Below are 12913 nucleotides of genomic sequence, written 5' to 3'. Positions count from 1 at the left end.
GATCCACGGCGCCGGCTCAATGACGCGGAGGCGTCCGTGGCGCAACGCGCGCAGGCCATCATCGATCAGGCACTCGACGCAGTGCTGGAGAAGCAGGGCATTGACGTCCAGGGTCTCCTGGACACGACGACGGACGATCTGCAACTGGAGCTGCTCGTCGCCTAATCGTTAACCCCGAAAACCCACCAGCCTTGGCTGGTGGGTTTTTTTTGCCTCAAGACGGCACAAATCTTGTCAATCCGTTGACGGGAAGGCGCCGCTGCGCGACATTCGCACGATGTCGAACTCAAACGGACCCGATAGCGAGGAGCCGCCCACCGTGATGCACCGTTGGACCAATCCCGAGAAGGCCCGCTACTACCAAGTCGATCTGGTCCGGGATCTGTTGGGCGATTGGACCGTCATCCAAAGCTGGGGCGGCGTGGGCTCGAAGCGGGGCCGGGTGCGGATCGTCTGGGTGCCCTCCCACGACGCGGGCGTGGAACGCATGGCGGCCATTAAGCAACGGCGGGAGAAGCGGGGATATACGCCCGTCGGCTGATTGGACGGTCGTGTGCTCGCCCTCTCCACCAGAAGGAAAAACCGCATCAACCCCGCGCTTGCAACTCAACGCTCGTCTTGCCAGCGCAGCAACCGACGGAAGTCACGGCAGGGAAGAGGCTATCCAAAACGGGAACCGGATCCAGCACCGGCGTCCTGGCCAAGGCAGCGATCCCGTCGATCCCGCATCGCCTTCAGAGCCAGCCACGCCGCCCAGACGGCACGGGGGCATATTGACAGCGTCAGTGTTTGATGTATAAATGGCGCCATGAACACCGAACTCGACATCAAAACCCTGAGCCAACAGACGCAGGTGAGCGTGCGCACCATTCGCTACTACCTCGCCGAAGGGCTGTTGTCGTCGGTGGGACGCGGCCCCACCGCCAGCTATGGCGCGGGCCACCGCGATCGCCTGTTGTTGATCCGTCGCTTGCAGGATGCGCATCAACCCCTGGCCACCATTCGCACCTACCTGGAGGCACTCGACGATGCCGGCGTGGCCGCCGCCCTGGCCGAACCCGCGCCCCCGAGTCCCGTCCCGACCGCAACCTCTGCCCAGGACTACGTCCGTCAGGTGCTCGCCAAGACCGCGCCGCCTTCTGGTCCGGCCGCGCCCGTGATGGCGTCCACGCGGGACGCCGCCGAGGCGCCCCGGATCCCACTCCCGGCCCGCAGCACCTGGGAACGCATTGCGCTGCATCCGGATCTCGAACTCCATGTCCGCCGTCCGCTCGCCCGCGCCGATCAACGCCGGCTCGACGAACTCCTCGAACAGGCCCGCCGTCTGTTCGGTTCCGCCGCTTAACCCCGGAGTCAGCATGCAGCTCACCCTTGCCACCGATCGTTCCCTGATCCGCGCCGCTGGCCACAGCGTGCGCTATCTTCACTGCCGGCTTCAGGCACCCCTGGCGCCCACGGACCGCGCCCGTTTACCCCTGGATCTGGCGCTGGTCCTTGACCGTTCCGGTTCGATGGGGGGCGCCAAATGGGCCTGTGCCCGCGACACCGCGCGCCAGATGCTGGAGCGCCTCGACGCCCGCGACCGGGCTGCCCTCGTGGTCTATGACGATCACATCGATACCCTGCTGGAACTGCGTGCCATTGACGCCGGCGCCCGCGCGCAGGCGCAGCGCGCGCTGGCCGCCATCGGTCCGCGCGGCACCACCAACCTCAGCGAGGGCTGGCTGACCGGCTGCGGTCTGATCGGGCAGACGTCCCCGGAGGAACGGCTGCGCCGCTGTTTCCTGCTCACCGATGGGCTGGCCAATGCTGGCATCACCGAGGCGACGGAACTGGCGACCCATGCCGGCGCCCTGCGGCAACTCGGGGTGGTGACCCACACCTTCGGCGTCGGCGACGATTTCGACGAGGCGCTGCTCGGCACGCTGGCCGATGCGGGCGGCGGGGTCTTCCATGACCTCGCCGACGCCGAACGCATCGGTCCGATCCTCACCCGCGAGTTGGGCGATGCCCTGGCGGTGGTCTGTGCCGAGGCGCGGGTCTGGCTGCACTGGGAGTCCGATCTGACGGTGAAGGCGCTGGGTCCGTGGCGCCAGGAAACGGACGGGCGCGCCCTGAGCGTCTGGCTCGGCGATCTCGTCAGCGAACAGGAACAGGATCTGTTGCTGGCGGTGACCTTCCCGGCCGGCGAAGCAGATGCCACCTGTCCGCTGCGAGTGCGCGTCACCGATGCCTCGGGGCAGGATCTGGCCAGCGCCAGCCTGCACTGGACCTGGGCCAGGCACAGCGCCAACGACCGTCAACCCCGCAACCGCGATGTGGATCGCCTGGTTGCCGCCTATCATGCCAACCTCGCCCGGCGCGATGCGGCGCTGGCCAATCGTCAGGGTGACCTCGCGCAGGCTCAGCAGCGACTCAAGGCCGTGGCCCGTCGGATTCGGGGTTACGCGGGCGACGACGCCGAGCTGAATGGCATTGTCCAGAGTCTGACGAGCGACTCCGAGGTGCATGCGGCACCGCTCGCGCCGCGCGAGGCCAAGGAGCGGTACTACGCCGCCACCAGCCAGACCAAGGGGCGCACCGGTAGTGGCGAGCGGCGACGCGCGAAGGGTGGTCAGGCGTCGGCGGACACGCCCAAACACACCTAAACAGGCGAGCGTGGCGGCCGCTCTCACAGCGGCCTGCTCGGCGACAGGATATGCGGAAAGATTCCCGAGAGTGTTATTCTGCTTCGGTTGAGATGAGATGAGATGAGACGGGAATATGGATCACAGCGGAACGCGACTGTTCGACAAGCTCACCGCTCAGGGCGAACGGAAAATCGGTCAAGTCTTTCCCGGAAATCAGCGAATGCGCTCTCTCTCAGATGAAATTGCCAAGCACATCGAGCAGGCACCGCCGCTCTATCACCGGCTGATCCTCGTCGTCGGACCTCATCGTCGCGGCAAGACCACCGCGTTGCGCGATCTCGCGGCCAAGCATGACTGGCCCATCGTCAACCTCAACCTGGCACTGGCCGAGCGCCTGCTCGACCTGACCGTGCGTCAGCGTGCCCTACGGGTCGCGCGCATCCTGGGCGACATCCTGGCCGAGCAGGCTGGCGATGTCGTTTTATTCGACAACATCGAGATGCTCTTCCACCCCGATTTGCAACAGGATCCATTGCGTCTGCTGCAGAGCCTCTCGCGCAACCGCACACTCGTCTCGACCTGGCGTGGCGTCTACCACGGTCGCTCGCTCATCTACGCTAGCCCCGATCATCCCGAGTATCGCCGCTTCGACGATCCGCAAGCGCGCATCGTTGCGACGCCCGCGAGCGATGCGCTGGGCGGCATCCCCTCCACAGCCACGGATAACACGGCATGAATTACGGCGATCTCATCCAGTTCGATCCCATCGAAACGGTGGTCCAGCTCCGCGAGGCCGACCGTGTCGACAGCGCGCGACGCCTGGTCGAGACCTTTGTCATCTCCGATCGCATGAGCGAGCAGCTCATCGACGTCGTCTTCCCGCAACTCCAGTTCGAGACCCCGGCCGACAACAAGGGCCTCATGGTCATCGGCAACTATGGGACCGGTAAATCGCACCTGCAGGCCGTGATCTCTGCGATCGCCGAACATGGCGACTTGGCGGGCCTGGTCACGCACCCGAAGGTCGCTGGCAAGGCGGCCCCGATTGCCGGACGGTTCGTTGTCATTCGTGCCGAGATCAACTCGTCCATGCCGCTGCGCCAGTTCGTCATGGAGACGCTTCAGGATCAGCTCGCCGAGCAGGATGTCGACTTCGAGGTTCCGCCCGAGGAGGCGATCAAGAACCACAAGGACGTGTTTGCCGACATGATGGCGGCCTTCACGAACCGCTTCCCGGACCAGGGCCTGCTCTTCGTCCTCGACGAGCTGCTGGATTATCTCCGCGCGAACAACGAGCAGGAACTGATGCGCAACCTGAATTTTCTCAGGGCCGTCGGCGAATTCTGCAAAGGCTCACGTTTTCGCTTCATCGCCGGCGTGCAGGAGAGCCTGTTCGATAACCCGCGCTTTCAGTTCGCCGCCGACAGTCTGCGTCGCGTCAAGGATCGTTTCGAGCAGATGCGCATCGCCCGTGAGGATGTCGCCCACGTCGTCGCCGAACGGCTCCTGAAGAAAGACGCCAGGCAGCAGGCACTGGTGCGCGAGCACCTGACGCCATTCGCGCCGCTCTACGGCGCGATGAACGAGCGGATGGACGAGTTCGTCCGCCTGTTTCCGGTCCACCCGGCCTATCTCGACACCTTCGAGCGCGTCTATGTCGCGGAAAAACGTGAGGTGCTCAAGACCCTGAGCGCCGCCATTCGCCGTCTGCTCGCCGAGGCGGTGCCGACCGACGAACCCGGCCTCATCGCCTATGATGCCTACTGGCAGAACCTCAAGGACAATCCGTCGTTCCGCTCGATCCCCGAGATCCGCGACGTCATCGAGAAGGCCGATGTCCTCGAAGCCCGGATTCAGCAAGCCTTCACCCGCCCCTCGTATCGGCCCGCGGCACTGCGGATCATCCACGCGCTTGCGGTCCATCGGCTGACGACCAGCGATATTTTTGCGCCCATCGGGGTCACGGTCGAGGAACTGCGTGACGATCTCTGCCTCATTCTGCCTGTACCAGAACGAGCCGCGGACTTCCTCAAGACCACGGTCGAGACGGTCCTGGGCGAGATCCTCAAGACCGTGAGCGGTCAGTTCCTCTCGTTCAATCGTGAGAATGGCCAGTATTATCTGGACCTCAAGAAGGACATCGACTTCGACTCGCTGATCGCCCGGCGCGCCGACACCCTGAGCGACGCGCAGCTCGACCGCTATTACTTCGACGGTTTGCGGCGGGTGGTGCTCGAAGACCCCGAGGCACCTGCTCATGTCGCCGGTTATCGCATCTGGGAGCACGAGCTGGAGTGGCGCGAGCGCCAGACCGGGCGCAGTGGTTACCTCTTCTTCGGCGCACCGAACGAACGCTCCACGGCGCAGCCGCCGCGCGATTTCTATCTCTACTTCATCCAGCCGTTCGAGCCGCCCTATTTCAAAGACGAGCGCAAGGCGGACGAAGTCTTCTTCCGGCTCACGCAGCGCGATGAGGATTTCGACCGTGCGCTCCGGCTCTACGCCGGCGCCCGCGAACAGGCGCTCACCGCGTCCGGCGGCAACAAGAAGACCTACGACGACAAGGCCGTCGAGCACCTGCGCACGCTGCAACGCTGGCTGGAGGAGAAGCTGACGACGGCCTTCGAGGTCACCTATCAGGGCAAGCCGCAGCTCCTCGGCCTGCTGTTGCAATCGCTGTTTGCGCGGACCCCGGCGCGCGGCGGCGTGCGCGACTATCTCGACGTGGCGGCCGCGGTCTCGCTCTCGGTTCACTTCCACGACACCGCGCCCGACTACCCGGTCTTCAGCACGTCGATCACGCGCGCGAACCGCGCGCAGGCGGCCCAAGACGGGCTGCGTTGGATCGCCGGCGGCGTCAAGAGCCAGCTCGGCACGGCGATGCTCGATGCCCTGGAGATGCTCGACGGCGACCAACTGCGTCCGCGCAAGTCGCGCTACGCCAAGTCCATCATCCAGCAGCTCGGAACCAAGGGCGAGGGTCAGGTGCTGAACCGCTCCGAGCTGGTTCAGGAGCAGGCGGGGGTCGAGTACTGGACGCGCTTCCGGCTGGAGCCCGAGCTACTCGCGGTGGTCCTGGCGGGACTCGTCCACAGCGGCGATCTGGTGCTCGGCATCACCGGCAAGAAGATCGACGCAGGTGCCATCGACCAATTCGCCAAGCTCCCGATCGGCGATCTCGCGCAGTTCAAGCAGGTCGAGCGCCCCCGCGACCTGCCGCTCGGGGCGCTGCAGGAGTTGTGCGACCTGCTCGGCGTCCCCAAGGGTCTGATCGTCAACTCGGCGAAACGTGACGAGGCCGTCACCCAGATCCAGGGGAAAGTCGCTGAGTGGGTCAACAAGGCCGTGGTGGCCCAGGCGCATCTCGCCGACCTGGCGCTCTGGGGCAAGCCCATCCTGTCCGAGCCGGAGCAGACCGAATGGCGCCAGCGCCTCGGCGAACTGAAGCGTTTCCTCGAATCGCTTCAGTCCTTCAATACCGCCGGCAAGCTCAAGAGCTTTCCGCATGACGCGACGGTGATCCAGGCCCAGCAGTCGGGTCTCGCGTGCGTGCGCGAGGTCGAGGAACTGCTTCAGCTCGTGGCGCAGGTCGGCCCCGCCACCGCCTATCTCGGCAAGGCGGAAGCGGTGCTCGAGGCCGGTCACCCCTGGATCGACCGGATGCGCGAGCGGCGCGGCGAGCTGATGGCGAAGATCACCAGTCCCAAGCACCGCGCCGACCCGAGCTTTCAGCGCACACTCGGCCAGACGCTCGCTCAGCTCAAGACCGCCTACCAGGACATCTATCTCGACCGTCACGCCCGGCTGCGTCTCGGCGCGACCGACGATCAGCGCAAGGCCCGCCTCGGGCAGGATCCTCGGCTCAAGCAATTGCAACAGATTGCGACCGTCGAGATGATGCCGGCCCAGCAGCTCAAGGATTATCAAAACAGCCTCTTCGGTCTGAAGACCTGTTTCAGTCTCACCAAGCAGGAGCTGGACACGGACGCCGTCTGTCCCCACTGCACCTTCCGTCCGGTCGAGGAGCCGTTGTCGGGGACCACGGCCGGCGACCGGATCTCCCAACTCGATACCGCGCTCGACGATCTGGTGCGGAGCTGGACGAAGACCCTGCTCGCCAACCTGCAGGATCCGACCGTCGCCAACAACATCGAGCTGGCCAGTAGCCCCGAAGGCCGCGCGGCGGTGCAGGCGTTCCTCGCCAGCGGACAGCTCGCGGACCCGCTCGGTCCCGCCTTCGTCAAGGCCCTGCAGGAGATCCTGAGCGGGCTGGAGCGCGTCGTCCTCACCGAGCCCCGGCTGCTCTCGGCGCTCACCGATGGCGGCGCGCCCTGCACGGTGGCTGAGATCAAGCAGCGCTTCGAGGGTTTTGTCGCCGAGCTGACCAAGGGCAAGGATGTGGCGCGGGTGCGCTTCGTGATCGAGAAGGATCCCTCGAAAACCTGATCAGGTATTGGCTACAAACTCCGCTTCTAGCGTACAATCATGCGGCGATGATCTTCATTGAACTACCAATCTTCGTCCGTTGCGCCAGCGAGCTGTTTTCGGATGAGGACATCGCCGATCTGCAAGGCACGATCCTCGAACAGCCGGCTGTCGGGGACTTGATCCCTGGTGGTCGCGGCCTGCGGAAGCTACGTGTGCCGCTGCCGGGACGAGGCAAGCGCGGCGGCGCGCGCGTGATCTATTACCACTGGGTGACCAAGGAACGATGCTATCTGGTCTACGCCTATGCCAAGAACAAGGCATCGGATCTGACCAAGGATCAACTGCAACGTTTAGCCGAGACGATCGCCCTGGAGATTCAGCATGAATGACAACGAGTTCGACGAATTGCTGGAGAGTGTGCGCGATATGGGGCGGCACCTGCGTGGCGAAGCCGTGCCGGGGGTACGCGTCCGAGAGTTTCCGGACCCCGATGTCAAGGCGATCCGTGAGCGCACGGGGCTCAGCCAGACCCGTTTTGCCTATCTGATTGGCGTCAAGCCCAAGACCCTACAGAACTGGGAGCAGCGCCGTGTGCGTCCAGCGGGTCCGGCCCGGGCGCTGCTGCGGATTGTCGCGGCCAACCCCGATGCGCTGACCGCTCTGCACGATCGATGACGCTCGATCAGGACACCCGGCAGATGGTCGATCACTTGCCTGTCAATGACCGTATCGAGCCGGTGGACGAGTCATCGAAGTATATGCGGATCGCGCAGCATATCGTCAACATACAAAACCAAACCGCATCAGCACCGATGTTCGTTAGTTCATCGGAAGCTGATTGCAATGGAAAATACGCATATCACCCTGAACGCGGGTTAAATTTCGGAACGAAATAATAATGAATATTTTTATAAGCCATCTAAAAGAATTACTAAATAAAACAACAAACGACATGAATGCATTTGAGAGATTTTTTGATGTTATAGATATAAAAATAGAACTCGACCACTTTGAGTGGTTTGATGAAATTGGAGATTGCATCGATCAGTTAGAAGACCTTGCTGAAATAACTGATGAGTACTTTTCAAACAATGATTATGATTCCGAAGAATACAAAACCCCAGTTGAAATTATTGAAGAATGCATTGATGACATGACAAATGCAATATTCGAGTCAGACAATACTCTTGAAGTCTTAGAACCCTTGAAAATCGAAATCGAAATTCTAGAGGGTGGCGATGATGCGGATGAACTCTCAATATCCATCGGAATATTAACAGGAATTGTTTCAGACTTGGAGTCGCAAAAAGAATCAATATTCTCAAATTGCAACCAAATTCTTGAACTTCTTACAAATCTGGATCTAAGTAGTTTTGAGAAACACCCCTAGGGCATGGACGCGATCGCGGACTCCGAGCCTCCGTCCAGGCAAGCCGCTGAGCAAGTCACCCCGCAAGTGACCCATCAAGTCACCCCGCAAGTCGCAAGACTGCTCGGCAGCTTCCAGGGCGACATGCCTCGCGCCGCCTTGATGGAAGCGCTGGAACTCACCGACCGCATGCACTTCAGCCGCGAGTACCTCGCCCCCGCGCTCGACGCCGGGCTCGTGGAGATGACCATTCCCGACAAACCCAATAGCTCGCGCCAGCGATACCGCCTCACCGACGCAGGACGCACCCTGCTCGCGACCCTGCCCGGAGTACGCTTATGACCGCCAACCTCGCCCAGGATCCCCAAGTCCAGCTTGCCCTGAATGACACGACGCAGACCGAGAGCGGCCCCGTCGACTGCCTGGGGATGACCTTCGAGAACGACGCGGCGCGGCGGGCGTACTTTACCGAGCGGTTGCGCGAGCGGCTCCAGGATCCCGCATTCCGAGCGACGCCGGGTTTCCCGCAGGGCGAGGACGAGGCCATCCTGCGGATGTCCGATCCACCCTATTACACCGCCTGCCCGAACCCCTTTCTCGCCGACTTCGCGCGGCTCCACGGCAAGCCCTACGATCCCGAGGAACACTACGAGCGCGAGCCCTTCGCGGTCGATGTCAGCGTAGGCAAGACCGATCAGCTGTTTCAGCTTCACAGTTATCACACCAAAGTTCCCTACCTAGCCATCGTCCCGTCGATCTTGCATTACACACGACCTGGCGATGTGGTACTGGATGGTTTCTGCGGCTCAGGGATGACTGGACTCGCCGCACAGTGGTGCGGAATGGCCCCGAGCGACTACCGGGAGAAACTCCAGAGCGAATGGAAGGCCGCAGGTCATGACGCCCCCGAGTGGGGCGGGCGCCGGGCCATCCTCAATGACCTTGGGCCAGCGGCAACCTTCATCTCCGCCGGATTCAACCTGCCATTTAATGCAAGCCAGTTCGAGCGGGAAGCTGCGCGCATCTTAGATGAGGTAGAGCAGGATCTCGGTTGGATGTATGAGGTGCTGCACACTGATGGCAAGGCTAAAGGACGACTCAATTACACTATCTGGAGCGAGGTTTTCTCCTGCCCCGAGTGCGCCGGCGAGGTGAACTTCCTTGCCGAAGCATCAGACGAGAAAAGCACTGGTCCTCGGAAGGAATTTTCTTGCCCTCACTGTGCGGCAGAACTAACGAAAAAGAATCTCAACCGCTTCTACGTTACTGTTTTTGATACGGCAACTGGTGAAAGCCATAAGCATCCGAAGCGCCTGCCAATCTCTGTCAACTACAAGCTCGGTTCCGTAACATACGAAAGACCGATCACGGAGGAAGATCTTGCGCTGCTGTCGAAAATCGAGCAGTTATCCCTTCCAGCCGAAGTGCCCACCACACCGCTTCCATACATGCACATGACGCACGAACGTGCTCGAATGGATGCAGCAGGCGTCACTCATGTGCACCACTTTTTTTTACCACGAGCCGCACACAGCATTGCGCATCTATGGCGCAAGGCACAAACAATAAAGGATCTACGTCTTCGACGAATGGTCGTATTTCTTGCGGAGCAGTCCATCTGGACGATGGCGCTTCTGAATCGGTTTCAACCGCAGGGCTTTAAGCAAGTTAATAAGTTCCTGAACGGCGTTTACTACATTCCCTCGATTCATTGTGAGATTTCACCATCATATGCCCTAGCAGCGCGCGGTAAGCGAATATCCAGCGCAATGGCGAAGCTTGGGCATCGCTCCGACTCAACGATGATCTCCACCGGTGACTGCGCGTTACTGCCCATCGGGCCAAACTCCATCGACTATATCTTCACCGACCCGCCCTTCGGAGAGAACATCTACTACGCCGACCTGAATTTTCTGGTCGAATCCTGGCATGGCGTACAGACCAGCCCGGCCAACGAGGCCATCGTCGACCAGGCCAAAAAGAAGGATGTCCAGGACTACCATGCCCTGATGCGCGGCTGCTTCGCGGAGTATCACCGGGTGCTCAAGCCCGGCCGCTGGATGACGGTGGTCTTCAGCAACTCCAGCAACGCCATCTGGCGCGCCATCCAGGAGGCGATGGGCGTCGCCGGTTTTGTCATCGCCGATGTGCGGACCCTCGACAAACAACAAGGCTCCTATCGACAGGTGACCAGCTCGGCGGTCAAGCAGGATCTGGTCATCTCGGCCTACAAACCCACCGAGGCGCTCACGCAGCGCTTCGAGCTGGGTCAGACCACCCCGGAAGCGGCCTGGGCCTTCGTGAATGAGCACCTTGGCAACGTCCCCATCGTCGTCGGTCGCCCCGGCGCGGGCGAGATCGTCGCGGAGCGCACGGCGCAGATGCTGCTGGACCGCATGACGGCCTTCCACGTCCAGCGCGGCATCAGCGTGCCGCTCTCCGGCCCCGAGTTCCTGCAGGGACTCCCGCAGCGCTTATCCGAACGCGACGGCATGTGGTTCCTGCCCGAGCAGGTCGTCGAGTACGACCGCAAGCGCACCAGTGTCGGCGAACTCCGTCAGCTCAGTCTCTTCGTCAGCGACGAGGCCAGCGCCATCCAGTGGGTGCGCCAGCAACTCCAGGACAAGCCGCAAAGTTTCCAGGATCTCCAGCCGCAGTTCATGCGCGAGCTGCAAGCCTGGGCCAAGCACGAGCAGACGGTCGAACTGAAGACGCTCCTCGAACAGGGGTTTCTCCACTACGACGGCCGCGGCCCGGTCCCGAGCCAGATCCACGCTTACCTCTCGTCCAACTTCAAGGAACTGCGCAACCTGGAGAAAGAGGATCCGCGCCTGATGGAGAAGGCCCGCGACCGCTGGTATGTGCCGGACCCGACCAAGCAGGCCGAACGCGAGCAACTGCGCGAACGCGCGCTCCTCAAGGAGTTCGAGGACTACAAGTCCAGCACCCAGCGCAAACTGAAGCTCTTCCGCACCGAAGCCATTCGCGCCGGCTTCAAAGCCTGCTGGCAGGAGCGCGACTACGCCACCATCGTCACGATCGGGGACAAGCTACCGGATGCGGTCTTGCAGGAAGACGAGAAGCTGTTGATGTATTACGACAATGCGCGGACACGCGGCGGAAGCAACTTATAAATAGAATTTTTTTATGTTGTGCGCATATGCCACAGCACCATTAAGCAGGAGCGTTGACAATTGACAGTATCGGAAATGTTTCGGGAATTTCTTGGCAACTTGGCGCTCGATAATCAACAGGAACTCAGCAATCGATACCAAGAGATTACCGCGAGCCTGAATAAGTACTTTCGCGACACGGATTCCAAGACCGCCAATAGTCTACAAGTTGGATCTTATGGCCGTCGAACGGCTATCAAAGGGATATCCGACCTGGATATGCTGTACATCATGCCAGGTTCCCAATGGGATCAATATAAGAATGACGGGCAATCGAGACTTCTGACTGAAACAAAAGACGCGATTAAGCGTCGATACCCAAGAACGACAATATACGTGGACCGCCTTGTCGTCAGAGTGCTTTATGCGAATTTCCATGTCGAAGTGCAGCCAGTATTCAAACAAGATGACGGCAGTTTCAAGTATCCCGACACCTACAATGGTGGTAGCTGGAAAATCACAAAACCTTGTGAAGAACTGGACGCCATGAGGGAGTTTAACGAGGAGAAGAACAACAATCTTAGACGATTATGCAAGATGGCTAGAGCCTGGAAGAACAAGCACGGCGTAGGAATGGGTGGCCTTTTGATAGATACGTTAGCCTACAATTTCTTGAGATCAACAGCGGAATATGATAACAAAAGTCATGGTTACTATGATTGGATGAGCAGGGATTTCTTTTTGTTTTTGGCGAATCAGCCTGACCAGGATTATTACGCTGCGCTGGGTAGTGGTCAAAGAGTCAAGGTCAAGAAAAAATTCCAGCGTAAAGCGAAAAAGGCATACGAATTATGCTTAGACGCTATTGATTCAGAAGGATCGGCATCGGCGAACAAAAAGTGGAAAAAAGTGTACGGACGTCCATTTCCAGCAGGTGCGACCACTACAGAATCAGCGCAATCCGCAACCAAAACGTTTCACGAAACAGAAGAATTCATTGAAGATCTTTTTCCGATTGACATACGCCATAACCTGACGATCGATTGTGATGTGCTTCAGGATGGTTTTAGAGAACATACTCTTTCTGAAATGCTTCGCCATCGCTTAAGACTCAAGCCAAGTAAAAAATTGACATTCTCCGTGACGAAACACGACATTCCGGGAGAGTATAAGCTCTACTGGAAAGTTTTGAATCGCGGCGAAGAAGCGAAAAAACGCGATGAAGTTCGTGGGCAGATAATTCCGGACTCAGGGCATGAAAAGAGAGAAGAGCATACAAAATTTCGTGGTGACCATCTCGTTGAGTGCTACGCTGTTCAAAATGGCGTCGTGACCGCCAAGGCTGAAATTGACGTCCCCATTGAGTGAATTGA

Annotated in this window: 12 protein-coding genes; all 12 read left to right on the top strand. The window is 60.3% G+C overall.

Annotation, left to right across the window (positions count from 1 at the left end):
• Positions 1-277: 277 nt before the first annotated feature.
• The 12 genes from CCR95_RS22870 to CCR95_RS22815 all read left to right on the top strand — a co-directional run bounded on the left by CCR95_RS22870 (position 278) and on the right by CCR95_RS22815 (position 12908).
• Positions 278-541 (top strand): WGR domain-containing protein, encoded by a 264-nt coding sequence (locus CCR95_RS22870; RefSeq protein WP_242523442.1) that lies wholly within the window; start codon positions 278-280, stop codon positions 539-541.
• 267 nt (positions 542-808) lie between these two features.
• Entirely contained in the window at positions 809-1345 is a 537-nt protein-coding gene (locus CCR95_RS22865) for a MerR family transcriptional regulator (protein WP_201098802.1), read from the top strand.
• Between the two features lie 13 nt (positions 1346-1358).
• Positions 1359-2648 carry a vWA domain-containing protein gene (locus CCR95_RS22860; protein ID WP_201098801.1) on the top strand — a complete coding sequence of 430 codons (1290 nt, stop codon included), beginning with the start codon at positions 1359-1361 and terminating at the stop codon, positions 2646-2648.
• A 202-nt stretch (positions 2649-2850) separates the two neighbouring features.
• Complete coding sequence (gene brxF, locus CCR95_RS22855) at positions 2851-3366, top strand: BREX-3 system P-loop-containing protein BrxF (RefSeq protein WP_201098800.1); 516 nt, start codon at positions 2851-2853, stop codon at positions 3364-3366.
• Complete coding sequence (locus CCR95_RS22850; protein ID WP_201098798.1) at positions 3363-7076, top strand: DUF6079 family protein; 3714 nt, start codon at positions 3363-3365, stop codon at positions 7074-7076. The genes brxF and CCR95_RS22850 overlap by 4 nt, the downstream gene beginning before the upstream one ends.
• Positions 7077-7123: 47 nt before the next feature.
• Positions 7124-7447 carry a type II toxin-antitoxin system RelE/ParE family toxin gene (locus CCR95_RS22845; RefSeq protein ID WP_201098796.1) on the top strand — a complete coding sequence of 108 codons (324 nt, stop codon included), beginning with the start codon at positions 7124-7126 and terminating at the stop codon, positions 7445-7447.
• On the top strand, positions 7440-7733 hold the full coding sequence (locus CCR95_RS22840; RefSeq protein WP_201098794.1) for a helix-turn-helix domain-containing protein: 294 nt from the start codon (positions 7440-7442) through the stop codon (positions 7731-7733). The genes CCR95_RS22845 and CCR95_RS22840 overlap by 8 nt, the downstream gene beginning before the upstream one ends.
• Entirely contained in the window at positions 7730-7954 is a 225-nt protein-coding gene (locus CCR95_RS22835; protein WP_201098792.1) for a hypothetical protein, read from the top strand. The genes CCR95_RS22840 and CCR95_RS22835 overlap by 4 nt, the downstream gene beginning before the upstream one ends.
• A 2-nt stretch (positions 7955-7956) precedes the next feature.
• On the top strand, positions 7957-8448 hold the full coding sequence (locus CCR95_RS22830; RefSeq protein ID WP_201098790.1) for a hypothetical protein: 492 nt from the start codon (positions 7957-7959) through the stop codon (positions 8446-8448).
• A 3-nt stretch (positions 8449-8451) separates the two neighbouring features.
• The gene (locus CCR95_RS22825) at positions 8452-8769 is read left to right on the top strand and encodes a Fic family protein (protein WP_201098788.1); all 318 of its coding nucleotides are present in this window, start codon (positions 8452-8454) and stop codon (positions 8767-8769) included.
• Positions 8766-11561, top strand: coding sequence for a DNA methyltransferase (locus tag CCR95_RS22820; RefSeq protein WP_201098786.1), 2796 nt, complete (start codon positions 8766-8768; stop codon positions 11559-11561). Before CCR95_RS22825 ends, CCR95_RS22820 begins: the two co-directional genes overlap by 4 nt.
• 60 nt (positions 11562-11621) lie before the next feature.
• Positions 11622-12908, top strand: a complete 1287-nt coding sequence (locus tag CCR95_RS22815; RefSeq protein WP_201098784.1) for an SMODS domain-containing nucleotidyltransferase — start codon at positions 11622-11624, stop codon at positions 12906-12908.
• Positions 12909-12913: the final 5 nt, after the last annotated feature.

Origin of the sequence: Thiocystis minor (assembly GCF_016653465.1) — a bacterium.
Taxonomy (GTDB): domain Bacteria; phylum Pseudomonadota; class Gammaproteobacteria; order Chromatiales; family Chromatiaceae; genus Chromatium; species Chromatium minus.
Note: the sequence above shows the minus strand (reverse complement) of the source record. Positions and strands in the feature narration are given on the sequence as shown.